Source organism: Bacillus sp. FSL R5-0434 (genome assembly GCF_038004745.1).
Lineage (GTDB): Bacteria > Bacillota > Bacilli > Bacillales > Bacillaceae > Bacillus > Bacillus halotolerans.
Genome location: NZ_JBBORV010000001.1, coordinates 2407135 through 2429534, shown reverse-complemented (window position 1 = coordinate 2429534; position 22400 = coordinate 2407135). Strand labels below are relative to the sequence as shown.

28 protein-coding genes, 1 tRNA gene, 1 pseudogene and 1 riboswitch are annotated in these 22400 nt (G+C 41.9%); of the genes and pseudogenes, 21 read left to right on the top strand and 9 right to left on the bottom strand.

All coding sequences use genetic code 11. From position 1 onward, the window contains the following. Positions 1 to 55 precede the first annotated feature (55 nt). Positions 56 to 1114, top strand: coding sequence for a YqgU-like beta propeller domain-containing protein (locus NYE43_RS12425; RefSeq protein WP_341062071.1), 1059 nt, complete (start codon positions 56 to 58; stop codon positions 1112 to 1114). A 3-nt stretch (positions 1115 to 1117) separates the two neighbouring features. Further along, positions 1118 to 1432: an MTH1187 family thiamine-binding protein gene (locus tag NYE43_RS12420; protein ID WP_010334936.1), complete on the top strand. Its 315-nt coding sequence runs from the start codon at positions 1118 to 1120 to the stop codon at positions 1430 to 1432. Between the two features lie 32 nt (positions 1433 to 1464). Here NYE43_RS12420 and NYE43_RS12415 read toward each other — a convergent pair whose 3' ends face one another. Next, positions 1465 to 1638, bottom strand: coding sequence for a DUF2759 domain-containing protein (locus NYE43_RS12415; RefSeq protein WP_010334935.1), 174 nt, complete (start codon positions 1636 to 1638; stop codon positions 1465 to 1467). A gap of 156 nt (positions 1639 to 1794) precedes the next feature. On the opposite strand from NYE43_RS12415, the gene NYE43_RS12410 reads away from it, so the two are divergent. Further along, positions 1795 to 2430 (top strand): MBL fold metallo-hydrolase, encoded by a 636-nt coding sequence (locus tag NYE43_RS12410; protein WP_024122052.1) that lies wholly within the window; start codon positions 1795 to 1797, stop codon positions 2428 to 2430. A 39-nt stretch (positions 2431 to 2469) separates the two neighbouring features. Here NYE43_RS12410 and NYE43_RS12405 read toward each other — a convergent pair whose 3' ends face one another. Beyond that, positions 2470 to 2715: a DUF2626 domain-containing protein gene (locus NYE43_RS12405; protein WP_003226300.1), complete on the bottom strand. Its 246-nt coding sequence runs from the start codon at positions 2713 to 2715 to the stop codon at positions 2470 to 2472. Positions 2716 to 2948: 233 nt separating this feature from the next. Here NYE43_RS12405 and mgsR point away from each other — a divergent pair, with 233 nt between their 5' ends. Beyond that, positions 2949 to 3329 (top strand): transcriptional regulator MgsR, encoded by a 381-nt coding sequence (gene mgsR / locus NYE43_RS12400; RefSeq protein ID WP_026014741.1) that lies wholly within the window; start codon positions 2949 to 2951, stop codon positions 3327 to 3329. 65 nt (positions 3330 to 3394) lie between these two features. Here the strand turns inward: mgsR and NYE43_RS12395 are convergent. Further along, positions 3395 to 3465 (bottom strand) — tRNA-Gln (locus NYE43_RS12395). A 96-nt stretch (positions 3466 to 3561) separates the two neighbouring features. On the opposite strand from NYE43_RS12395, the gene NYE43_RS12390 reads away from it, so the two are divergent. Beyond that, positions 3562 to 4401 carry an STAS domain-containing protein gene (locus NYE43_RS12390; RefSeq protein ID WP_024122051.1) on the top strand — a complete coding sequence of 280 codons (840 nt, stop codon included), beginning with the start codon at positions 3562 to 3564 and terminating at the stop codon, positions 4399 to 4401. Positions 4402 to 4480: 79 nt separating this feature from the next. Here NYE43_RS12390 and NYE43_RS12385 read toward each other — a convergent pair. Beyond that, positions 4481 to 5810: pseudogene (locus tag NYE43_RS12385) on the bottom strand (hemolysin family protein). A 143-nt stretch (positions 5811 to 5953) separates the two neighbouring features. On the opposite strand from NYE43_RS12385, the gene NYE43_RS12380 reads away from it, so the two are divergent. The 10 genes from NYE43_RS12380 (at position 5954) to NYE43_RS12335 (ending at position 11893) form a co-directional block, all read left to right on the top strand. Further along, complete coding sequence (locus tag NYE43_RS12380; protein WP_095713277.1) at positions 5954 to 6907, top strand: magnesium transporter CorA family protein; 954 nt, start codon at positions 5954 to 5956, stop codon at positions 6905 to 6907. Between the two features lie 62 nt (positions 6908 to 6969). After that, complete coding sequence (locus tag NYE43_RS12375; RefSeq protein WP_185848827.1) at positions 6970 to 7380, top strand: CBS domain-containing protein; 411 nt, start codon at positions 6970 to 6972, stop codon at positions 7378 to 7380. A gap of 321 nt (positions 7381 to 7701) precedes the next feature. Beyond that, entirely contained in the window at positions 7702 to 8772 is a 1071-nt protein-coding gene (comGA, locus tag NYE43_RS12370; RefSeq protein ID WP_095713275.1) for a competence protein ComGA, read from the top strand. Then, on the top strand, positions 8759 to 9796 hold the full coding sequence (gene comGB / locus NYE43_RS12365) for a competence type IV pilus assembly protein ComGB (RefSeq protein WP_216394012.1): 1038 nt from the start codon (positions 8759 to 8761) through the stop codon (positions 9794 to 9796). Before comGA ends, comGB begins: the two co-directional genes overlap by 14 nt. 13 nt (positions 9797 to 9809) lie before the next feature. Next, positions 9810 to 10106, top strand: coding sequence for a competence type IV pilus major pilin ComGC (gene comGC, locus NYE43_RS12360; protein ID WP_010334925.1), 297 nt, complete (start codon positions 9810 to 9812; stop codon positions 10104 to 10106). Then, on the top strand, positions 10096 to 10527 hold the full coding sequence (gene comGD, locus NYE43_RS12355; protein ID WP_341062064.1) for a competence type IV pilus minor pilin ComGD: 432 nt from the start codon (positions 10096 to 10098) through the stop codon (positions 10525 to 10527). Before comGC ends, comGD begins: the two co-directional genes overlap by 11 nt. Continuing rightward, complete coding sequence (gene comGE, locus NYE43_RS12350; protein WP_103672267.1) at positions 10511 to 10858, top strand: competence type IV pilus minor pilin ComGE; 348 nt, start codon at positions 10511 to 10513, stop codon at positions 10856 to 10858. Before comGD ends, comGE begins: the two co-directional genes overlap by 17 nt. Before the next feature lie 25 nt (positions 10859 to 10883). Continuing rightward, entirely contained in the window at positions 10884 to 11267 is a 384-nt protein-coding gene (gene comGF, locus NYE43_RS12345) for a competence type IV pilus minor pilin ComGF (RefSeq protein WP_038954226.1), read from the top strand. Continuing rightward, entirely contained in the window at positions 11268 to 11642 is a 375-nt protein-coding gene (gene comGG, locus NYE43_RS12340; RefSeq protein ID WP_106020094.1) for a competence type IV pilus minor pilin ComGG, read from the top strand. A 71-nt stretch (positions 11643 to 11713) separates the two neighbouring features. After that, positions 11714 to 11893 carry a YqzE family protein gene (locus NYE43_RS12335; RefSeq protein ID WP_003236949.1) on the top strand — a complete coding sequence of 60 codons (180 nt, stop codon included), beginning with the start codon at positions 11714 to 11716 and terminating at the stop codon, positions 11891 to 11893. A gap of 42 nt (positions 11894 to 11935) precedes the next feature. Here the strand turns inward: NYE43_RS12335 and NYE43_RS12330 are convergent, their stop codons facing one another. After that, positions 11936 to 12259, bottom strand: coding sequence for a YqzG/YhdC family protein (locus tag NYE43_RS12330; RefSeq protein WP_024122040.1), 324 nt, complete (start codon positions 12257 to 12259; stop codon positions 11936 to 11938). 276 nt (positions 12260 to 12535) lie between these two features. Between NYE43_RS12330 and tapA the strand changes: the two genes are divergently transcribed. The 3 genes from tapA (at position 12536) to tasA (ending at position 14703) form a co-directional block, all read left to right on the top strand. Continuing rightward, positions 12536 to 13297 carry an amyloid fiber anchoring/assembly protein TapA gene (gene tapA, locus NYE43_RS12325; protein WP_216394014.1) on the top strand — a complete coding sequence of 254 codons (762 nt, stop codon included), beginning with the start codon at positions 12536 to 12538 and terminating at the stop codon, positions 13295 to 13297. Next, positions 13269 to 13853 carry a signal peptidase I SipW gene (gene sipW, locus NYE43_RS12320; RefSeq protein ID WP_024122038.1) on the top strand — a complete coding sequence of 195 codons (585 nt, stop codon included), beginning with the start codon at positions 13269 to 13271 and terminating at the stop codon, positions 13851 to 13853. Before tapA ends, sipW begins: the two co-directional genes overlap by 29 nt. A gap of 64 nt (positions 13854 to 13917) precedes the next feature. Next, positions 13918 to 14703: a biofilm matrix protein TasA gene (tasA, locus tag NYE43_RS12315; protein ID WP_024122037.1), complete on the top strand. Its 786-nt coding sequence runs from the start codon at positions 13918 to 13920 to the stop codon at positions 14701 to 14703. Between the two features lie 86 nt (positions 14704 to 14789). Here the strand turns inward: tasA and sinR are convergent, their stop codons facing one another. The 4 genes from sinR to NYE43_RS12295 all read right to left on the bottom strand — a co-directional run bounded on the left by sinR (position 14790) and on the right by NYE43_RS12295 (position 18003). Beyond that, positions 14790 to 15125 (bottom strand): transcriptional regulator SinR, encoded by a 336-nt coding sequence (sinR, locus tag NYE43_RS12310; RefSeq protein WP_003226345.1) that lies wholly within the window; start codon positions 15123 to 15125, stop codon positions 14790 to 14792. 33 nt (positions 15126 to 15158) lie between these two features. Then, positions 15159 to 15332 carry an anti-repressor SinI gene (gene sinI, locus NYE43_RS12305; protein WP_024122036.1) on the bottom strand — a complete coding sequence of 58 codons (174 nt, stop codon included), beginning with the start codon at positions 15330 to 15332 and terminating at the stop codon, positions 15159 to 15161. Positions 15333 to 15515: 183 nt separating this feature from the next. Further along, on the bottom strand, positions 15516 to 16310 hold the full coding sequence (locus tag NYE43_RS12300) for a YqhG family protein (RefSeq protein ID WP_101861032.1): 795 nt from the start codon (positions 16308 to 16310) through the stop codon (positions 15516 to 15518). 19 nt (positions 16311 to 16329) lie between these two features. Further along, positions 16330 to 18003, bottom strand: a complete 1674-nt coding sequence (locus NYE43_RS12295; RefSeq protein WP_341062058.1) for a DEAD/DEAH box helicase — start codon at positions 18001 to 18003, stop codon at positions 16330 to 16332. Between the two features lie 168 nt (positions 18004 to 18171). Further along, positions 18172 to 18273, top strand: a riboswitch (glycine riboswitch). Positions 18274 to 18446: 173 nt separating this feature from the next. Between NYE43_RS12295 and gcvT the strand changes: the two genes are divergently transcribed. The 3 genes from gcvT to gcvPB are packed head-to-tail and all read left to right on the top strand — an operon-like array spanning position 18447 to position 22384. Next, the gene (gcvT, locus tag NYE43_RS12290; protein ID WP_326374311.1) at positions 18447 to 19535 is read left to right on the top strand and encodes a glycine cleavage system aminomethyltransferase GcvT; all 1089 of its coding nucleotides are present in this window, start codon (positions 18447 to 18449) and stop codon (positions 19533 to 19535) included. A 28-nt stretch (positions 19536 to 19563) separates the two neighbouring features. Beyond that, entirely contained in the window at positions 19564 to 20910 is a 1347-nt protein-coding gene (gene gcvPA / locus NYE43_RS12285) for an aminomethyl-transferring glycine dehydrogenase subunit GcvPA (RefSeq protein ID WP_095713267.1), read from the top strand. After that, complete coding sequence (gene gcvPB, locus NYE43_RS12280; protein ID WP_095713266.1) at positions 20903 to 22384, top strand: aminomethyl-transferring glycine dehydrogenase subunit GcvPB; 1482 nt, start codon at positions 20903 to 20905, stop codon at positions 22382 to 22384. Before gcvPA ends, gcvPB begins: the two co-directional genes overlap by 8 nt. Positions 22385 to 22400: the final 16 nt, after the last annotated feature.

Here is a 22400-nt window from a genome sequence, read left to right as displayed (position 1 = left end):
CTTTTTCGTGCCGTATCAAATATGGGACAATAAATATGATCGGAGGGGGAGGCTGATGAGATCAGTTTGTTTGATTCTGCTGTCAGCATTGCTAGTTTGTTTATCGGCATGCGAACCATCTCATCAGCAGCAAAAACAGGCAGCGACGGCAAAAAGTGAGGAAAAAGAGATTGTTCCGCTGCCAGCAGGAAAAGCGGACGGAGCGGAAGGCTGGCTCAATAACAACACCATTCTGTATACAGCCTCAGATCCGACAAAAACAGAGCTTCTTGCATATCAAATCTTTAATGGCAAAACGAAAAAGCTCTATCAGACGGATGGTCAAATCGTTGATGTTCAAATCAATCCCAAGAAACAGATGATTCTGCTGCAGATCACGCATAGCCAACAGACAGCAGTAGTTTTGCTGAATCAAAAAGGGGAGAAGCTGTACCAGAAAGAATACGAAACGTACGAGCTGGAGGCAGCATGGAATCAGTATGATCCGTATCAAATGATGGTCACGGTATTCACTGAAAACTGGGACTTCAATACATATCACGTGGATGCCAAAAAAGACAAGTCTGCTTTAAGTCGAATACAGGTACCGTTTGTCCATTGGGCCTCAAAAGACACATTTGACTATCTAAAAGAGGGAAGAAACGATAAAGAAGGCCCTTTGTATACGTATGATATTGCTTCTGAAAAGGAGAAAAAGCTGGAGGAGGATGTCCTTTACTTTGATTCTTTTCATAATATGAGCTTTACCGTCAAAGCAGATTCCGGAGAGAACGGCTTGTATAAATTTACATCACCGCAATTGAATGGTGAAGCAGTTACAGCAGAATGGCCGCTCCAAACCAAATATACAAGTCTGGCTCCGATGGAGTATGATTATGATGAGGCTGGCGGTCTGTTTTACACGTTTAAAGAAAGCGGGGACGCATATAAGCTGTCAGCGATCGATATGAAATCGGGAAAGGCGCAGGATATTCTTACTTTGCCTGAAATGGAGCCGATCCAAGTATCCCCGAACGGAAAATATGCGTTGTACGGTTTTCATTTTGAGCGCATAATTTCATTAATATCACATGAAATGAAGCCAATCATCATTGATAAAAAGGAGATGGAATAATTAATGGCTATCGCAGATGTAACCATTATCCCAATCGGAACAGAAACACCTAGTGTGAGCGCCTACGTGGCGGATGTGCAGAAAATTTTAGAGGGCTACAAGGCAGAAGGGAAAATCAAATATCAGCTGACACCAATGAACACACTGATTGAAGGCGAACTCAGCGACCTTTTTACTGTGATTCAGGCGATTCACGAAGCGCCGTTCCAAAAAGGGCTTCACAGAGTGGCGACCAACATTCGCATCGATGACAGACGGGACAAAAAAACGACGCTTGAAAGTAAAATAGAAAGCGTGAATAAACATTTACAGCAATAAAAAATAAACCTGTATCCCATTGGATACAGGTTTTAATGTGCAGTAGGATAACCGCTGTTTATCACCGTCATCACTGTAAACCAGCCAAACACACACAAGGTGGCTCCGGCTAATAAAAATCCAAGTATATTTTTGTTTTTCACAGAACGCAAGACTCCCCATAAAGCGAAAAGAGCGACAAGGCCGAAAATCACGACAAGTAACATTACGCAGCCCCCTTTACATTGAAAAACCTGCAATTCTTTCCATTTTTATTCTACCCGTTTTCAGTGTGTTTGTCGATAGCGTTTTCATAGCGATTGTTTGAATCTTTTTTCAAAAACCCTCATAATAGGAGCATAAAAAGGAAAGAGGTGAGAAAAGTGAAATGGAGAAGAATGCCTGTAGGACCGATTCAAGCGAATGCATATTTTTTAATCAGTGATGATCAATGCCTGATTTTTGATCCGGGCGGCGAAGGAGATAAAATCAACCAATACATAAAAGAAAAAGGATTAACGCCTTTAGCCATTTTACTGACACACGCCCATTTTGATCATATTGGGGCGCTGGATGACGTGAGAGACAGATGGGATATTCCTGTCTATCTGCATCAAAATGAAAAGAATTGGCTTACAGATGCCTCATTAAACGGCTCAGGAATGCTGAGAGGGATAGAAGTGACAGCTAAGCCGGCAGATCATTTGATTGAAGGGGACGGTGAGCTGAATATTGGGCCTTTCCATCTGGAGACGCTATTTACACCGGGACATTCCCCGGGAAGCGTTTCATATTACGTGAAGGATGCCGACCTGGTGATTTCCGGTGATGTCCTGTTTCAAGGCGGGATAGGCCGTACAGATTTACATGGAGGCGACCAAGAAACGCTGCTGACGTCTATCCATGAAAAATTGCTTACGCTGCCGGAGCACACATTGGTGTTAAGCGGACATGGCCCTGAAACTGACGTGCAGACTGAGCAGGATCAAAATCCGTTTTTAAATGGTTTTTCATTATAGAAAAAGAGACAAACCGATGAGGTTTGTCTCTTTTTGCCTTTAATGTCCTCCGCCGCCTGGTACCATAATAAAAATGGAATAGTATGTGAAGCCGGCAAAGAAGATGGTTAAATAAGCGCCAAAGATATAAATGTACATCCGTTCTGTTAAATTCAAATACGATAGAAACACAAATAAGATCGTCTGTCCAAAAAATAAAAGGGAAGCATCTTTCATATCACCTAAATAAAACATGACTGCAAATATTCCCGTCCAAAATCCTAACACCCGGAACATGCGATTCATTTTTTATCCCCTCCCGAGAGTCCCTCTGATTGTTATTATAATAGATCACGGACAAAAATGTAAACATTTTCATTATTAATATAAAAAATGGTATTTAACCCTTTGATTGCGTTTTCTATTATATGTGCGGTTTTTTAGAAATAACCCGAAAAAAAGTTCAATAAATGGTTTAAAGAAAAATTGTTACGGGTAGTTATTCTACAAAGAGATGGTTAACTGGAGGAGGAAAAAACATAATGGAACAATTAACTTTTTACTCATACCCAAGCTGCACGTCATGCCGAAAAACAAAACATTGGCTCAAAGCGCACCAGATTGAATTTAACGAACGGCACTTATTCAGAGAAACTCCAACGATGGATGAATTAAAGTATATTTTATCTTTAACGACAGAAGGAATTGACGAAATTTTAGCAACAAGAAGCCAAACCTTCAAAAATTTAAATTTAAACATTGAAGATATGACTGTAAACGAAGTGCTGGAACTTTTAATTGAGAAACCGAAGCTTTTGCGCCGTCCGATTCTCGTGGACAACAGGAAGCTTGTTATCGGATACAATCCGGGAGAACTGTTAAAGTTATCGAAAAAGAAAACGGTTCATCAATCTGCATGATGAAAAACCGAAGATCCGCTGATTTGCTTGAATCAGCTTATCTTCGGTTTTTCACGGTTCAGAAACTGGGCTAGCTGGATTCGAACCAACGATCACGGAGTCAAAGTCCATTGCCTTACCGCTTGGCTATAGCCCATTGAATATAAAAATAGTATGTGTAACGTGAGACAAGTTATACATATCAATCATACACTTTTTGAAAGATAAACTTCACAGGAGGTAACCGATTGAAATGAAAGCTCTAGAACAGTATTTAACAGAGCACAAAGAAGACATTACACTCCAATGGCTGGAAACATGCACGTTAAAAGGAAGTTTGCTGTATTCTGCAAAAGATCAGCAAAAATTAGAACGAAAATTAAAAGAGCAGCATGAATCATTGGTAGCCATTGTAGCAAAATCCATTAGAAAAGAAGAGGTGAAGGATCAGCTTAACCAATGGTCACTTCAATGTGCCAGAGACCGTGCTGTTCATGAAGTGACCGTGACGGAAAGTGTCAGTCAGTTTAACGCTTTCAGGCACATCATGTGGCAATGGATTCAAGACTTCAGCGAAGCCGCTTCTTCCCAAGAAATCGGCATTCAGGAGATATTTGAGTGGAGCAAGATTTTGAATCAAACGATTGATGAGATTATCGAGGTATTTACAGAAGAATATCATCAGGTCACGGTGATCCAATTAAATGCGCAAAAAGAAATGATCAATGAATTGAGCGCACCGATTATGCCGATTTCTAAAGAGATTGGGATTCTTCCCCTTGTTGGTGAAATTGACACGTACAGAGCGAGAACCATTTTGGAATCCGTTTTGGCCCAATGCTCGGCGTTAAAGCTTTCATATTTATTTTTAGATATATCCGGTGTTCCCATCGTCGATACGATGGTTGCCTATCAAATCTTTAAAGTGATTGACAGCACCAAACTGCTGGGCATTGAGACGATTATTTCAGGAATCAGGCCTGAAATCGCCCAGACTGTTGTGAAGCTCGGATTAGATTTTTCGAATGTGAAAACAGAGCAAAGTCTTGCTAAAGCTTTAGCCAACAAAGGATTTAAGATAGAAGAATCTTAAGATGTCCCTTAAGGGATGTATTTTTTTGAAGCACGTTCAACAATGAAGAGAAGCAACAGCTGAACAGCCTGTGCTAGGGCTATTCAGCTTTTTTTACTTCGATAAACAAAATATGGTGACTGTCGATGTCTTTTACCTTGAATGAGTAGCCGTCATATTCAATGACACTTTCAGGCTCGGCGTCTATGTTTTGTGTGAGAAACCAGCCTCCGAGCGTATCGACTTCAGCATCTGATAAATCAGTTCCAAGCAGGTTATTCACGTCACTGATTAATAACTTCGCATTTAATAAATAATGATCTTTTCCCAGCTCACGAACATGAGGCACTTCATCTGCATCAAATTCATCGCGTATTTCTCCTACAATTTCTTCAATAATATCCTCGACGGTGATCAATCCTGAAGTTCCGCCATACTCATCAATAAGAATCGCCATATGAGTGCGTTCCTTTTGCATTTTGATGAGTAATTTGTAAATCGGAATGGTCTCAATGACATGAATGACGGGCTGTATGAAGGGTTCAATTTTGTGCTTCTGAAAAGAAAAATCTTTCGTCAGCAATGAAAACAGCACTTCTTTCATATTGATCACGCCGATGACGTTATCTTTATCTTCTTTTACAACCGGGTAACGGGTATATTTGGTCTGCTTAACCGTTTCCCGCATGCTTGGAATCGAGTCATCCTCAATAGACAAACTGACCATTTCGTTTCGCGGGACCATGATCTCCTTTGCCATTCGTTTATCAAATGTAAAGATATTATTCATATATTTTAATTCGCTTTTTCTGATTTCTCCGCTTTTATAGCTTTCGGTCAACAGTACTCTAAGCTCTTCCTCCGTATAAGCCAGTTCATGCTCTGATGCCGGCTTCAGCCCAAAAAGTCCTGTGATCATTCTGGCAGACTGGTTAAGGAGCCAAATGAACGGAAACATGATTTTATAAAACCAGATTAATGGTTTCGCGAGCATCAGCGTAATGCTTTCTGCTTTTTGAATCGCGAAGCTCTTCGGTGCCAGTTCCCCGATGACGACATTTAAATACGTTACCACTAAAAAGGCGATAATAAGGGAAAGAAGATGGGTAAGCGACTCGTTTAAACCTGCCTTATGAAAGAGCGGACGAAGCAGAGTCTGTACAGTCGGTTCACCCAGCCAGCCGAGTCCTAAAGCTGCGACCGTGATGCCCAGCTGGCAGGCTGATAAATATTCGTCAAGATGTGTGACCACATGTTTTGCCGCTTTAGCGCCTTTTTTGCCTTTTGCAACAAGCTGATCAATTCTGGATCGCCTGACTTTTACGATCGAAAATTCTACGGCGACAAAAAATCCCGTTAACAAAATTAAAAACGCGACTGCTAATAAATTGATAAATTCCAAAATAAACTGCCTTCTCCAAGGAAGGCATGCACCTCCCTTTCCGATGTCTTTCTACATTCCATACCACCGGCAAAAGCTCACAAAACATGTGATGAAGTGCCTAAATGGTTTAGGAATGCTTCTCCTTGGGCAATTAAAGAACAAAAGAATAAAAGTCTGGAGGATCGTAACATGAAAGTACATACAGGTGGGGATTGGTTTTGGTACCAAATGGGGCCTCAGGAAAGAGATAAGGCAAGAGATCTGATCCATTTTTCTCATTGGCCGCAATGTGAAAAGTGGTTTGAAAATAATCATCATATTAACTTTTTGCGCGTGGATACAACAGAAGCTGAGAATGAAGCGGTATTTGGCTCGATCGTATATGATCAGGGGCTTGGCGAGGAAAAAGACCATACCGTTTTTCATTTCTATATTACTAGGCAATATTTTTTCACAATTAACTTTGATTTTGCGATTTTGGAGGGGATTAAGGGAAAACAAGTTGTCCAGCAAATGGAGAGAGCGGATAGTACCATGGAGGGATTTTTGATCCTTCTCGGCGAGTTAATGAATGCGTATCTAATCGGTGTAGATGAATTTGAAGTAAAGCTGAGAAAGCTCAGATGGCAAATCAAAGACGACAATAGCAAAAGCATTTTAAACCGTGTTCATCTCCTGCACCATGAGCTGATGGTCTGGAAAAACTTAATCCTAAGCGCTAAAAAAATTGAAATGGCATTGAAAGAAACCTTTTTGCTCCAAAATGATAGTAAAAAGGTTTATCAGCGGATACAACTCAAAATTGACAGGGGGTTTACATACATCAGCGAATTTGAAGGGGAGCTTAATAGTCTGTTGCATTCAGAGGAAGTCATTACCTCTCACAGGGGAAATGAAATATTCAAAGCGCTGACCATTTTCACGACGCTTTTTACGCCGGTTACAGCACTCGGTGCCCTCTGGGGGATGAACTTTTCCGTGATGCCTGAGCTGAATTGGAAATACGGTTATGTCTTTTCTCTCTTATTGATTATCACTTCTACAGTCTTAATCTACCTATATTTGAAGAAGAAAGGCTGGACGGGAGATATGCTGCAGGAACGGAAGGATAAAAAGAAATCTCGAAAACGGCGGATCCTGTAGAATGTTTCATTTTTTGTGCAGCGGATAAAGAATAAATAGAACACGGTAAAGGAGGAATTGAAATGAAAGTAAGAGATATCATGACTGCGAATGTAGAATGCTGTGAGCCAACCGCATCAGTCACTGAACTAGCCAAAAAGATGAAAGACTCCAATGTCGGTTCTATTCCAATTTGTGAAAGCGGCAGACTTCAAGGCATCGTTTCTGATCGGGACATTGTCACCAGAAGCTTAGCTGAAGATCAAATAGAAGCGAAAGCAAGTGATATCATGAGCACCGAAATCGTTTCCGGTCATCCTGATATGTCTGCTGATGAAGCGAGTCAGCTCATGGCAGAGCATCAAATCCGCCGTTTACCGATTCTTGAAAATGAACGTTTAACGGGTATTGTTGCGTTAGGCGACCTTTCCGTTAAGAAAGACACAGACCAGAAAGCCGGAAAAGCATTAAGTGAAATTTCTAAATCAGCATAACAAACAGTTTGGAAGAGGTAACTGCCTCTTCCTTTTTATTTTGTATACAATAAACTGATTCGCCAATTTTAGAAAGCATCAAACTCCGATTTATAAATCCCTCTTTGGGTGCCAGAGCCGGACTGCGTACATCTGTCCATCAATCTCTTTTCAAATCCTTATTAAAATTGAAAATGATGTGATACATATAGCTGAATTTCTATTTTTGGTAGGAGCGAAATGTTTTTTTAGGTTGTAAATACATCAGAAAAACACATTTTCTTTGTTTGATTACCATGTCTTCTTTTTCTACAATACGCTTTGAAAGGAGAGGGAATCAAATTGGATTCGATAGAAAAAATAAGCAAAACTTTAATTGAAGAGGCATATAGGACGAAGGCCTCTGACATTCACATTGTGCCGAGGGAACGGGACGCAATCATTCATTTTCGGGTTGACCATGCATTGCTGAAAAAGCGAAACATGAAAAAAGAAGAGTGTGTAAGACTCATTTCTCATTTTAAGTTTCTCTCAGCTATGGACATAGGGGAAAGAAGAAAGCCGCAAAATGGATCTCTTACTCTAAAATTAAAAGAGGGTGACGTTCACTTAAGGATGTCAACGCTCCCGACAATTAACGAAGAAAGCCTCGTCATCAGAGTGATGCCTCAGTATAATATCCCTTCGATTGACAAACTGTCTTTATTCCCAAAGACAGGAGCCACCTTGCTTTCATTTTTAAAACACTCCCACGGCATGCTGATTTTTACCGGACCAACAGGCTCTGGGAAAACAACAACATTATATTCTCTGATCCAATATGCAAAAAAACATTTTAATCGAAACATTGTCACACTTGAAGATCCAGTGGAAACGAGGGATGAAGATGTTCTTCAAGTGCAGGTGAATGAAAAAGCCGGTGTCACATATTCCACAGGGCTGAAGGCTATTTTGCGCCATGACCCCGATATGATCATCTTAGGTGAGATTAGAGACGCTGAAACAGCCCAAATTGCGGTGCGGGCAGCGATGACTGGTCATTTAGTGCTGACGAGCCTTCATACGAGAGATGCGAAGGGCGCGATTTACAGGCTGCTTGAATTTGGCATTAATATGAATGAAATCGAGCAAACGGTTATTGCGATAGCGGCTCAGCGTTTAGTTGATTTGGCTTGCCCGTTTTGTGAAGACGGATGTTCATCAGTGTATTGCCGCCTGTCACGAAATGTCAGGAGAGCAAGCGTATACGAGCTGCTTTACGGGAAAAACCTTCAGCAGTGTATCCAGGAAGCGAAAGGGGACAATGCAAATTACCAATATCAAACGCTGCGTCAAATTATAAGAAAAGGGATTGCGCTCGGCTATTTAACGACAAACAACTATGACCGGTGGGTTTATCATGAAACAGATTAGAAAAGTTTGGCCGTTAAAGGATCAAGCCTATTTACTGAAAAGGCTGGGTGAAATGACAGCGGGCGGATACAGTCTTTTAGACGGATTGCGCGTGATGCAGCTGCAAATGAATAAAAGGCAGCTGGCGGACTTGGCTAACGCAATAAGACGGTTGAGAGAAGGGGAATCGTTTTACCATGTATTAAAGAGCTTGTCATTTCATAAGGAAGCCGTCGGTATTTGTTATTTTGCTGAAACACATGGGGAATTGCCGGCTTCCATGATTCAGAGCGGAGAGCTGCTGGAACGAAAAGCAGCGCAGGCAGAACAGATAAAAAGGGTGTTGCGATATCCTCTTTTCCTCATCTTTACCGTTGGTGTCATGCTTTATATGCTGCAAAACATCATCATCCCTCAGTTTTCCGGTATTTATCAATCGATGAATGTAGAAACGTCACGCACAACAGACATCATTTTTGCATTTTTTCAGCACCTTGATGCTGTGTTCATATTAATGGCCATTTTGGCTGCAGGAATAGGTCTTTATTATTGGTTTGTGTTCAAGAAAAAATCCCCTGACCATCAAATGCTCATTTGCGTAAGCATTCCTTTGTTTGGAAAGCTGGTCAGGCTGTTTAACAGCTACTTTTTTTCTTTACAGCTGAGCAGTCTGCTAGCATCAGGTCTTTCTATTTATGACAGTTTGAAAGCATTTAGGCATCAAACGTTTCTCCCTTTTTACCGCCATGAAGCTGAACAAATGATTGAACGGTTAAAAGCCGGTGAAACCATTGAAGCTGCTTTATGCAAACGGCCTTTTTACGAAAATGATTTTTCAAAAGTGATATCTCATGGCCAGCTAAGCGGCCGCTTGGATCGGGAACTCTTCACATACAGCCAGTTTATATTGCAGCGGCTTGAGGACAAGTCACAAAAATGGACAGGCATTCTTCAGCCCATTATTTACGGATTTGTCGCAGGGATGATTTTAATTGTTTATCTATCGATGCTCCTGCCTATGTATCAGATGATGAATCAAATGTGAAAGGAAGAGGCGGATGAATGAGAAAGGGTTTACACTTGTGGAAATGCTGATCGTGCTCTTTATTATTTCTATTTTGCTATTGATCACCATACCGAATGTAACAAAACATAATCAAACCATTCAGAAAAAGGGCTGTGAAGGCCTGCAAAACATGATAAAGGCGCAGGTAACAGCATATGAACTCGATCATGACGGGAAGACACCAAGCCTCGGCGATTTACAGGCAGAAGGTTATGTGAAAAAAGATGCGGTTTGTCCAAATGGAAAGCAAATTATCATTACCGGCGGGGAGGTTAAGGTTGAACATTAAATTAAAAGGGGAAGCTGGATTCAACCTTTTAGAAAGCCTGCTTGTTTTAAGCCTCGCCTCTATTATGCTGATTGCGGTGTTTACCACGCTTCCTCCTGTTTATGAAAATACAGCATTACGGCAGACAGTATCCCAGCTGAAAAACGATATTTTACTTGCGCAGCAGACCGCAATTTCCAATCATCAAAGAACAAAAATTCTTTTTCAAGAGAAAAAATATCAATTAATCATAGGTGACACTGTTATAGACCGTACTTATCATAACGGGCTTTCGGCAGAGTTACTGACATTAAAAGACCGCTTGGAATTTAACGAGAAAGGGCACCCGAATATAGGCGGGAAAATCCGTATAAAAGGGCGTGCCGCCTATGACATAACAGTTTATTTAGGGAGCGGAAGAGTGAATGTGGAGAGAAAATAAAGGCTTTTCTACAATTGAAACAATGGCTGCCCTCAGCATATGGCTGTTTATGCTTCTGACGATCGTGCCGTTGTGGAACAAGCTGATAGCTGATGAACATATAGCGGAGTCGAGAGAAATGGGTTATCAGCTTGTTAATGAAAGCATAGGCAAATATATGCTGACAGGAAAAGGAAATTCGTCACAAACTGTTTCGATGAACAATAGCAAATACTCGATGACATGGGAGGAGGAGGGAAAGTATCAAAACGTATGCATCACATCAGACGCCTATAAAGACAAGCCATTTTGCCTCAGCATTTTGCGGACAGACTGGCTATACGCTTCTTAATGTATTATTTTCGCTCTCTGCTTATTTGCTCATATCAGGATCGTTAGCGATATTCTTTCATCTATTTTTGTCACGTCAACAGGAGAATGAGGGCTTCATGCAGCGGGAATGGGTCATTTCGGTAGAGCAGATCATGAATGAGTGCAAGCAGTCGCAGACAGTGCAGACAGATGAGCATGGCAGCGTCTTAATCTGCAGAAATCTGTCAGGGCAAGAGGTCCGTTTTGAAATCTACCATTCAATGATCAGGAAAAGAGTAGACGGAAAAGGGCATGTTCCGATTCTTGACCATATTAAAACAATGAAAGCCGGGGTTAAAAATGGGATGCTTTGGCTGAAAGTCAAGAATGAGAATGATAAAGAGTATCAAACCGCTTTTCCGGTATATACGTCGTTAGGAGGTGGGTGAATGTACTACTCAAAAGGGTTTATCTATCCGGCCGTTCTTTTTACATTTGCCCTTGTGATGCTGATTGTGAATTTCACCGCCCCTCAATTTGTTTCACGCCATATGTTTGAGCAGGAAACAAAAGAGTATTACACAGGAGAAAATCTGCTGCAAAATGGCGCGCTTCTATCCATCAGGCATATACTTGAGCACAGACCAGGCCGAAAGGGTTCACAGCAGTTTCAATATGGACATGTATCTTATGACATTCGCAAAACAACCATAAAAGAACAGCAAGAAATCACTCTTAAAGCCATCACAGAGTCGGGAACAGAAAAAAGCGCTCAGCTGCTGTTCGATCAAAATCAGAAAAAACTGCTGAGCTGGACAGAATAAACCAGCGGTATGTGTATAAAAAAAGTCGTGTGAGCCAACACTTCATAATAACTGAATGATGAGGTGATCACGTGAAAACGAATGATTATGTCAAATATATGACTCAGCAATTTGTGAAATATATAGACACTCCAAAAGATGAGCGAAAAGAACGAAAAGAGGTTCGAAAAGAAACAAAAACGCCTGCTTCTCAGCATTGGTTCGGTATTTTACCTTATGGTTTTAGGTTATGGCTGAAAAGAAAAAAATAAATTGTACCAATATAACGAACAAGGTCCTTCACATGGAGGACCTTATTGATATTCTTCTAAAATTGCAATTTTATTCACCTTTTGACTATGAGGATCGAAAGAAATTGTGACAAACACGCCGAATTCCTTTGAGCCTTCTCTCAGGGTTAAATGATATTGCTTCACAGCTTCGTCTTTTCTTTTGCGGTCCCAAACTTTTTGTTTAACCAGTACCTGTGCGAGCGGGTACCTTTTTTTTGCTTCTTTTACAGCAAGCTCTTCCCATTTTGACATGTGGCGGGCGGTTACAAGCGGCCCTTCTTCTGCTTGAGCGGCACTGGTGCCGAAACCGAGAAGAGACAGACAAATCACACATTGTTTGATCATAAGCCGTCACCCTTTCTTTGTTGTTTATTATTGCCAAATGTTAACCGGATATGCGTTTAATTTCTCACATAACAATCCCAAAAAATTCTAAAAACTTAAAAAGGTGAGCAATATTGAGTAAGGCTATGCAATATGATGAAAACATTCTTTTAAACGAACAAAATGACGGATTTTGGTGTTTTTAAATCCTTCAATCGTTGATTATACTCAGTTTGTGTGGTTCTTAAAAGAGAACGATTATCACATCAAGTTACAGTGTTTTACAGGGGGTAAGGTATGTTTCGATTGTTCCGCAATCAGCATAAGGCTAAGACAAAATTAAGAGTGTTGCTTGTTTTTCAGCTTTCAGCCATATTCAGTCTGACAGCCGCCATATGCTTACAATTTACCGGAGATACAAGCGCTGCTTTTTATGATATTGAAAACTTTGATGTTTCGCTTCAAACGTGTGAGAACTTTCAGCATACAGATAAAAACTGTCATTACGATAAACGGTGGGACCAAAGTGATTTACACGTGGTGAATCAAACAGATACAAAAGGTACTGTCTGTTCCCCTGTTCGTCTATTTGCCGAGCTGGAAAACAGAGGCGAGAAACTTAAGAAATCGAAATGGAAGTGGGAGCTTCATAAACTGGCAAACACCCGCAAACCGCTAAAAGACGGGAACGTAATAGATAAAGGATACGTTTCCAACCAAATAGGCGAATCACTTTACAAAATTGAAACAAATAAAAAAGTGAAATCCGGCATTTATGTGTTTAAAGTATATAAACCGGCCGGCTATCCGGCGGACGGAAGCAAGTCTGAGTGGTCGGATCCAATGACAATTGTGAAGTGTGACGAAAAACCGACGACACCGAAAAAGGAAAGTCAGCCGGCTGTGAAAAAACAGCACAATCAAGCAGACAGTGACAGAAAAGACAAAACAGATAAAGAAAAAACAGCTGACAAAGCCGTAACTGAAGACAAAGAAAATCAACCAGTTCAGAAGGAAAGCGGGGAAGAGGATGAAGAAAGCATTAAAGCTGATCAGTAATATCCTTTACGTAATCATCTTTACTCTGATTATTGTGTTAACGCTAGTTGTCATATCAACACGTTCATCAGGGGGAGAGCCGGCAGTGTTCGGATACACGCTGAAATCAGTACTGTCTGGCTCAATGGACCCTGAATTTAAAACGGGCTCATTAATTCTCGTTAAAGAAATCACAGATGTGAAAGAGCTCCAAAAGGGCGACGTGATCACATTTATGCAGGATGCAGACACAGCGGTGACTCATAGAATTATTGATATGAAAAAGCAAGGCGATCATTTGTTATTCCAAACAAAAGGGGATAATAACACCGCAGCTGATTCTGCGCCTGTGTCGGATGAAAATGTCCGCGCGCAATATACAGGTTTTCAGCTTCCTTATGCCGGCTACATGCTTCATTTTGCCAGTCAGCCGATCGGCACAGCTATTTTACTGATTGTTCCCGGCGTTATGCTGCTGATCTACTCCTTTGTGACGATCAGCAGTGCGATCAGGGAGATTGAAAGAAAGACGAAAGCCTTGGAAACAGAGACAAAGGACAATACGATGTCCACTTAACATCAGTTGTAAACCTGGCAACAGGTTTCGATAATATAATCATTCAATAAAAGGGGAGTTTACCATGGGTATGAAAAAGAAATTGAGTTTAGGAGTTGCATCAGCAGCACTAGGGTTAGCTTTAGTAGGAGGAGGAACATGGGCAGCATTTAACGACATTAAATCAACGGATGCTACTTTTGCATCAGGTACGCTTGATTTAGCAGCGAAAGAAAATTCAGCCAGTGTCAACTTATCAAATCTAAAGCCGGGAGATAAATTGACGAAAGATTTCCAATTCGAAAATAACGGCTCACTTGCGATCAAAGAGGTATTAATGGCGCTGAATTATGGAGAATTTAAAGCAAACGGGGGAAGTAATACATCCCCAGAAGATTTTCTCAGCCAATTTGAGGTTACATTATTGACAGTCGGCAAAGAGGGAGGCAACGGCTATCCGAAAAACATCATTTTAGATGATGCCAACCTTAAAGACTTATATTTAATGTCCTCTAAGAATGATGCTGCGGCGACTGAAAAAATTAAAAAACAAATTGATCCTAAATTCTTAAACGCAAGCGGAAAAGTCAATATAGCGACAATTGACGGTAAAACCGCTCCTGAATATGACGGTGTTCCAAAAACACCAACTGATTTTGACCAGGTTAAAATGGAAATTCAATTTAAAGACGATAAAACAAAAGATGAAAAGGGACAAATGGTTCAAAATAAATATCAAGGCAACTCATTACAGCTTCAATTCTCATTTGAAGCAACACAGTGGAATGGCTTGACAATCAAAAAGGAACATACTGATAAAGACGGTTATATTAAAGAAAATGAAAAAGCGCATAGCGAGGATAAACATTAATAGAAAAAAGAGGTGGCTCAGTACATGCGTACTGAGCCATTCTTATGTTCATTGACAAAAGAGGAGTAAGTGCCTCTGCTCAGGCACTACTCCTCTTTTTGGGATTTTCTCCATTTTTGATAATCTAAAAATTCACGAAATTGTTTTTTCGATACCCCAGATGTCATCGCATCGCGAACCAATTTCTCCCATTCACTATCTAATTGACCATCGTATTCGGTTTCATGTTTTTCATCAAGCAAAGTATGAACCGAGACGTCCAGAACAGCGGAGACTTTTTCGAGAAATTGAATGGAGGGGTTCGTTTGTAGATTTCGTTCTATTGAGCTTAAATAAGACTTCGCTACCCCAGCTTTTTCTGCTAGTTCTGATAGTGAGTAGCCTTTTTCTTTACGGTATTGTTTAATACGCTGGCCAATCAATGTCATCACCTTCCTTGTGATATTATAGCACATTCAGAAAGGATTTATGGTATGACTTCTGGCTGCCGGACCAGGATGAGCAGACTTTTTGTTTAAAAGTAAATATTTGCGTATTTCCTCAGGGCTGATATTTGCTTCTCTGGCTTCCATCATTAATTCAACCCATTCTTGATCTAATTCGAAGTGCTCTTGTTTTGCATTTTTCATGCAGTTTCTCCTCCTAAAATACTTGTTTATGTATTTCAGCCAGTCCGGCCATGACCATTGTACGCCTTCTGTGGTCTCTGGAAGTCATTTGCCAATTGAATAGCCAGAATTTTTTTCCAATATACCTTTATTATAATAGCATTTTTCCAAAAAAAACGAGAACGATGTCGAATCTGAAAAAAGTTAGCTCGAAATATTATTTTGCAGAAAAAATAATCCGCCATTCTCGATCTGAACTGATATCTTTGGTTGATACAAGGCTTTTAACGCCTGTTTTTCAAGATGGTACTCTTCTGGTTTTTCTTCTGTATGCTCATAAAACTGATCAAGCAATTTCATATCGTTTTGCCACCTGTTTACCGCCTGCTCTGCCCAGTCTGACGGTTCTTGCATAGCGGCTTGGGTAATGTAGCTCTCCATCCGCTTAAGACCGCTTTCAGGTTTGATCATAGGCGATATGGTGAAACAATAGTCACATATTTGTGATGTCAATGAAAGCTGTACGAGCTTACTTTGAAAATCTTCAATCATGGTTCCAGAGACAAGGTGAAGACCTAGTGACAATAGCTTATCCTTTTTCATGTCGGACTGGTATGAAATCATGACATTTATACCAAGCCAAGGCTGAAGCGGAATTTTCGCTCCGGCTGATTCAATTTTCTCATACATTCTGGTAAATCTCCCATTTTGTTTAACTGCTTTGAATATTTGAAAAAGGCGTGGCGCCCCGAAATAAATAAATTCGCCGTCTAGGTCTTTTGGAGCAGATTCCTTATCTGTAATGAACGTCATTTTCATCGGATTCGGGTCGCCGCCGGTCTTCTCGCGCCAGTGCCAGTAAAAAGGCCGATTCATGATCTGTTTGTCCATTTCAACTGTAAGCTGAACCGTTATGTAACCGGGGCCTTGGTCGATGATCGGACAGCTGTTTGCCTGGAAAAAACGAAGCAGAAATTGGTGAACCTCTTGCTGTCTCACTTGTAAAACCTCCTTGCGGCTAAGAACCTTTTTTTTCAGCGGGCTGCTGTTTTTTATAAGACAAAAATGAGGTTAAGTTGTCCATTTTAATTTTCATTTCTTCTTCGGTTGCCGAATGATACAAAATATCGTGCAGGTGCTCTTCAAATTTGTTGACTTGAATTTTTGTTAAAATGTCATCAAGCTCGCCGACCACTTTTTCAAATAAATGAATTTTTTCATATAAAAGCTTTAAAATATGCTCTTCCACTGTATGTTTGGTAGCCATGTTATAAATATGGACGTCACGCTCCTGCCCGAGCCTGTGGATTCTTCCGATTCTTTGTTCAAGCCGCATCGGATTCCATGGCAAATCATAGTTGATCATGTGATTGCAAAACTGCAGGTTGATCCCTTCGCCGCCTGCTTCAGTTGCAATCAGCACTTGAACCTTCCCGCGGAAAAGGTCCTTCATCCAGTCTTTTTTCCCGCGTTTAAATCCGCCTCTGAACGGCACAGAGCTGATGCCGTGTTGCTGAAGAAACCACTGCAGATAAATTTGAGTGGCACGGTATTCTGTAAAAATAATGACTTTATCGTCTATCTTTTTAATCAGATCGACGACTTGATTCGCTTTAGAATTTTGCGTCACTTGATTGATGCGGTCCATTAATATAGAAATGGTGTGTTCATCAATGGCTGGTGTCTGTTTTTCTTTTTGGTCGAGCATTTTTTTCAGTGTCATGTACACAGCTTCCCTGCTTGAACAGCATTCTCTTTGGAGTGTCATAATGGAGAACATGCTGGTCGGTTTGTTAATGCTTTCTTTCAGGCGGGAAATCTCATCGTAAAGCGCCTGCTCTGATGGAGAAAATTCAATCGGCACTGTTTCGACGCGGCGCTGCTTCCAATTCAGCCCGGTGTCATGCCGCCTGTTGCGAATCATGACTTTATTCACTAGATCTTTTAAATGATCATGTGCTTCTAAGCTGGATTTCTTTTTAGAAAACATTTCTTGAAAGTGATTCTGATTGCCTAAATGACCAGGCTTTAATAATGAAACCAAATTGAATATTTCTTCAACCCGGTTTTGGATTGGCGTCGCAGTCAGCAGCAGGCAGTATTTTTTCACAAGATTCCGCACAAATTCATAGTTCTTTGTTTTGCTATTTTTCAGCTTGTGGGCCTCATCAATAATGACGAGATCATATGGGATTGACAGCACAATTTCCCGGTGGGGCGAGCGCTTTGCCGTATCGATGGAGGACACGACGATATCGCACTGCTCCCACACATAGCTTTTCTTTTGCTCAACAGCCGGAATCAAAAATTTTTCCTGAAGCTCTTTCACCCACTGCGAAACAAGAGAAGCTGGCACAAGGATCAGAATTTTTTTGGCTAACCCGCGAATCATATATTCTTTTAGAATCAGTCCGGCTTCAACAGTTTTGCCGAGCCCCACTTCATCTGCTAAAATCGCTTTTCCGTTCATTTTTTCAACAACCTTCTGCGCAACCTCAAGCTGATGGGGAAGCGGAGTGAAGGAAGGGAGATATAATGGGGCCCGCAAGCCTTCAAATTCAGGAATCGCCAATGTTTTCTGGATTTCTGATGAAAGCTTGTACAGCTCCCAGTTTGACCACGGACCGTCGTTTTTCAGTCTTTCGGCAAATTCTTCAGGCCATTTTGTGTCATATGTGATTTCTGCATTCATTGCTGTGAAACCGCCTTTCATATTCTTCAATTTTTTAAATGAACAATATAAGAAAAATCCGCCCAAATTGCTGTTGCCCCGCATATAGTGATGATGGTAGGATATGAGTATGTATTTGATGTAAGATATTGCTATAGTATGTCCATAACAGCATGAAAATATGAGCGAATGACAGCAAGGGGAGAGACCTGACCGAGAAAACCGGGATACAGGCGCCGAAGGAGCAAACTGCGGAGTGAATCTCTCAGGCAAAAGAACTCTTGCTCGACGCAACTCTGGAGAGTGTTTGTGTGAAATGCGCAAGCCACCAAAGGGGACGTCTTTGCTATTGCAAAGTAAACTTTCAGGTGCCAGGACAGAGAACCTTCATTTAATATGAGGTGTTTCTCTGTCCTTTTTTGTATGTTTTTTTAGCTGCGCCGTTGAAAAAGGGGAGGAATTTGATGCTGAAAAGAACACCGTTATTTGAATTGTATAAGGAATATGGAGGGAAAACGATTGATTTCGGAGGCTGGGAGCTTCCTGTTCAATTTTCTTCAATCAAAAAAGAGCATGAGGCTGTCCGAACAGCAGCCGGGCTGTTTGATGTATCTCATATGGGGGAAGTCGAAATCACGGGGGATGACAGTCTGTCTTTTTTACAAAAGCTGATGACAAATGATGTATCCGCGTTAAAAACCGGCCGTGCGCAATATACCGCGATGTGCTATCCGGATGGCGGCACCGTTGATGATTTACTCATCTATCAAAAAGCTGAAAACCGCTATTTGCTTGTCATAAATGCTTCAAATATAGATAAAGATCTTGCTTGGCTCAAAGAACACGCAGCAGGAGATGTCCAGATTGACAATTTGTCAGATCAGATTGCGCTTTTGGCCGTGCAGGGCCCGAAGGCAGAAACAATCTTAAAAAATCTGACAGCTTCAGATGTGTCTGCTTTAAAACCATTTGCATTTATTGATGAAGCTGATATCAGCGGCTGCAAAGCACTCATTTCGCGCACCGGCTATACGGGTGAAGACGGGTTCGAAATTTACTGCCGTACTGATGACGCAGTCCGAATTTGGAAACAAATCATTGAAGCGGGTGAAGAACATGGGCTTATGCCATGCGGGCTAGGGGCGCGTGATACGCTCAGATTTGAAGCGAAGCTCCCGCTCTATGGCCAGGAGCTGACTCGGGATATCACGCCGGTTGAAGCAGGTATAGGCTTTGCCGTAAAACACAAAAAAGAATCTGATTTTTTCGGGAAGTCTGTATTGAGTGAACAGAAAGAAAACGGGGCGAAACGAAAGCTCGTCGGTCTTGAAATGATTGAAAAAGGAATACCGAGACACGGATATGAAGTGTTTCAAAGCGGCAAGTCCGTCGGAAAGGTGACAACAGGCACCCAGTCACCGACATTGGGGAAAAACGTGGGCCTTGCCTTGGTTGATGCTGGAGCGAGTGAGATCGGAACTGTTGTAGAAGTGGAGATTCGCAAAAAATTAGTGAAAGCAAAGGTAGTTAAAACACCATTTTATAAACGCTAAAAATTTTTCTTTGGAGAGGGGTCAACACATGAAGCACCGCTATTTGCCCGCGACAGAAAAGGATAAACAGGAAATGCTTGATGCCATCGGCGCAAACACGATCGATGATTTATTCGCCGATATACCTGAGAACGTCAGATTCAAAAAAGAGTATCAATTCAAAAAGGCAAAATCAGAAACAGAATTAACAAAAGAACTGACAAAGCTGGCGTCTAAAAACTGTGATACCGTTCAATACGCATCTTTCTTAGGCGCCGGTGTATATGATCATTATCAGCCGGTTATTGTGGATCATGTCATTTCAAGGTCTGAGTTTTATACAGCTTATACACCATATCAGCCGGAAATTTCTCAAGGGGAGCTTCAGGCGATTTTCGAGTTTCAAACGATGATTTGTGAATTAACTGGCATGGATATCAGCAACTCTTCTATGTATGATGGCGGAACAGCCTTGGCGGAAGCTGCGATGCTTGCCTCCGGACATACGAAAAAGAAAAAAATTGTGGTGTCAACAACCGTGCACCCTGAATCGAGAGAAGTGCTGAAAACATATGCAAAAGGACAGTATATTGAAGTTGTTGAAGTCCCTGCCGCAAATGGAGTGACTGATCTTGATGCTTTGCGCGAAACCGTTTGTGACGATACGGCGGCAGTCATTGTGCAGTACCCGAACTTTTTTGGTCTGGTTGAGCCATTGAAGGATATTGAGCCGATCGCTCATCAGGGAAAATCCATGTTTATTGTCTCAGCCAATCCGCTTGCATTGGGACTTCTGACCCCGCCGGGCGCTTTTCAGGCCGATATTGTGGTTGGCGACGCACAGCCATTCGGGATTCCTTCCGCATACGGCGGACCCCATTGCGGATTTTTTGCCGTCACGAAAAAATTAATGAGAAAGGTGCCGGGCCGCCTCGTTGGACAAACGGAGGATGAAAACGGAAAAAGAGGTTTTGTGCTTACCTTGCAAGCCAGAGAGCAGCATATTCGCAGGGATAAGGCGACGTCAAACATCTGCTCGAACCAGGCTTTAAACGCACTGGCCGCTTCCGTCGCCATGACGGCTCTCGGGAAAAACGGCGTAAAAGAAATCGCCCGCCAAAATCTCTTAAAAGCCAATTATGCTAAGCAAGAAGCGAAAAAAGCGGGGCTCACCGTAATGTTTGACGGGCCGATGTTTAACGAATTCGTTATCAAACTAGATGAACCTGTGAAATCGGTAAACAAAAGATTGCTGACAAATGGAATCATCGGCGGCTACGATTTGGGTCTGACGTACCCGGAGCTTGACCGCCATATGCTTATTGCCGTAACAGAGCTGAGAACAAAAGAAGAAATTGACGCACTCATTCAGGAATTGGGGGATCGCCATGAATAATCAGGATCAGGCACTTATTTTTGAGCTTTCAAGAGAAGGCCGTGTCGGCTACAGTCTGCCGGAGCTTGACATACCGGAAATGGAAGTGGAGGACCTCTTGTCAGACAGCTATATCCGTGATGAGGACGCAGAGCTGCCGGAGGTTTCTGAGCTGGATATTATGCGGCATTACACAGCATTGTCCAGACGGAACCACGGGGTTGATTCGGGCTTTTACCCGCTCGGTTCCTGTACAATGAAATACAATCCGAAATTGAATGAAAAAATCGCGCGGATTCCCGGTTTTGCCGCGATTCATCCTCTTCAGGACGAAGACACAGTGCAAGGCGCTTTGGAGCTTTTATATGACTTAAGCAAGCATCTCGAAGAAATTACGGGAATGGATGAGGTCACGCTTCAGCCCGCGGCGGGGGCGCATGGCGAATGGACGGGACTGATGATGATCCGCGCTTATCATGAGGCGCGCGGAGATATGAAACGGACAAAGGTCATTGTCCCCGATTCAGCTCATGGGACAAATCCTGCGTCTGCAACAGTTGCCGGTTTTGAAACGGTGACGGTGAAATCGAATGAAAACGGGCTTGTTGATTTAGAGGATTTAAAAAGAGCGGTGAATGAAGAAACCGCAGCTCTTATGCTGACGAATCCGAATACACTCGGATTATTTGAGGAACAGATCACCGAGATGGCGGAAATCGTTCACCAAGCCGGAGGAAAGCTGTATTATGACGGCGCTAATTTAAATGCCGTGTTAAGTAAAGCGAGACCCGGTGATATGGGATTTGATGTGGTGCATCTTAATTTGCATAAAACCTTCACAGGGCCTCACGGCGGAGGCGGTCCGGGTTCAGGTCCGGTTGGCGTAAAAGAAGATCTGATTCCTTATCTGCCAAAACCCGTTTTAATCAAAAAAGAAGGTCGATTTACTTTTGACTATGACCGCCCTCACGCGATCGGCCGTGTTAAGCCTTATTACGGCAACTTCGGCATCAATGTCAGAGCATATACGTATATCCGCTCTATGGGCCCGGACGGGTTAAAGGCCGTTACTGAAAACGCGGTGCTGAACGCCAACTATATGATGAGAAAGCTTGCCCCTTATTACGATCTGCCGTTTGACCGCCATTGCAAGCACGAATTTGTATTGTCAGGGAAACGCCAGAAAAAGCTTGGGGTGCGTACGCTGGATATTGCAAAACGGCTGCTCGATTTCGGCTATCATCCGCCTACAATTTATTTTCCGCTTAATGTTGAGGAGTGCATCATGATTGAGCCGACAGAGACAGAATCCAAGGAAACACTGGATGCATTTATTGATGCTATGATCCAAATTGCGAAAGAAGCAGAGGAAACTCCGGAGCTCGTACAGGAGGCTCCGCATACAACAATCGTCAAAAGAATGGATGAAACAAAAGCAGCCAGACAGCCTGTACTTAGATACGAGAAAAACGTAAGCAGCGAACTTGTAAAATAAAAAAACAGCTGTCTGA

What these genes read in the sequence shown, in the direction of transcription:
- NYE43_RS12425 (WP_341062071.1), top strand. Translation starts at nt 56, where the DNA reads ATGAGATCAGTTTGTTTGATTCTGCTGTCAGCATTGCTAGTTTGTTTA.
- NYE43_RS12420 (WP_010334936.1), top strand. Translation starts at nt 1,118, where the DNA reads ATGGCTATCGCAGATGTAACCATTATCCCAATCGGAACAGAAACACCT.
- NYE43_RS12415 (WP_010334935.1), bottom strand. Translation starts at nt 1,638, where the DNA reads ATGTTACTTGTCGTGATTTTCGGCCTTGTCGCTCTTTTCGCTTTATGG.
- NYE43_RS12405 (WP_003226300.1), bottom strand. Translation starts at nt 2,715, where the DNA reads ATGAATCGCATGTTCCGGGTGTTAGGATTTTGGACGGGAATATTTGCA.
- NYE43_RS12390 (WP_024122051.1), top strand. Translation starts at nt 3,562, where the DNA reads ATGAAAGCTCTAGAACAGTATTTAACAGAGCACAAAGAAGACATTACA.
- NYE43_RS12380 (WP_095713277.1), top strand. Translation starts at nt 5,954, where the DNA reads ATGAAAGTACATACAGGTGGGGATTGGTTTTGGTACCAAATGGGGCCT.
- NYE43_RS12375 (WP_185848827.1), top strand. Translation starts at nt 6,970, where the DNA reads ATGAAAGTAAGAGATATCATGACTGCGAATGTAGAATGCTGTGAGCCA.
- comGB (WP_216394012.1), top strand. Translation starts at nt 8,759, where the DNA reads ATGAAACAGATTAGAAAAGTTTGGCCGTTAAAGGATCAAGCCTATTTA.
- comGC (WP_010334925.1), top strand. Translation starts at nt 9,810, where the DNA reads ATGAATGAGAAAGGGTTTACACTTGTGGAAATGCTGATCGTGCTCTTT.
- comGE (WP_103672267.1), top strand. Translation starts at nt 10,511, where the DNA reads ATGTGGAGAGAAAATAAAGGCTTTTCTACAATTGAAACAATGGCTGCC.
- comGG (WP_106020094.1), top strand. Translation starts at nt 11,268, where the DNA reads ATGTACTACTCAAAAGGGTTTATCTATCCGGCCGTTCTTTTTACATTT.
- NYE43_RS12330 (WP_024122040.1), bottom strand. Translation starts at nt 12,259, where the DNA reads ATGATCAAACAATGTGTGATTTGTCTGTCTCTTCTCGGTTTCGGCACC.
- tapA (WP_216394014.1), top strand. Translation starts at nt 12,536, where the DNA reads ATGTTTCGATTGTTCCGCAATCAGCATAAGGCTAAGACAAAATTAAGA.
- sipW (WP_024122038.1), top strand. Translation starts at nt 13,269, where the DNA reads ATGAAGAAAGCATTAAAGCTGATCAGTAATATCCTTTACGTAATCATC.
- tasA (WP_024122037.1), top strand. Translation starts at nt 13,918, where the DNA reads ATGGGTATGAAAAAGAAATTGAGTTTAGGAGTTGCATCAGCAGCACTA.
- sinI (WP_024122036.1), bottom strand. Translation starts at nt 15,332, where the DNA reads ATGAAAAATGCAAAACAAGAGCACTTCGAATTAGATCAAGAATGGGTT.
- NYE43_RS12295 (WP_341062058.1), bottom strand. Translation starts at nt 18,003, where the DNA reads ATGAATGCAGAAATCACATATGACACAAAATGGCCTGAAGAATTTGCC.
- gcvT (WP_326374311.1), top strand. Translation starts at nt 18,447, where the DNA reads ATGCTGAAAAGAACACCGTTATTTGAATTGTATAAGGAATATGGAGGG.
- gcvPA (WP_095713267.1), top strand. Translation starts at nt 19,564, where the DNA reads ATGAAGCACCGCTATTTGCCCGCGACAGAAAAGGATAAACAGGAAATG.
- gcvPB (WP_095713266.1), top strand. Translation starts at nt 20,903, where the DNA reads ATGAATAATCAGGATCAGGCACTTATTTTTGAGCTTTCAAGAGAAGGC.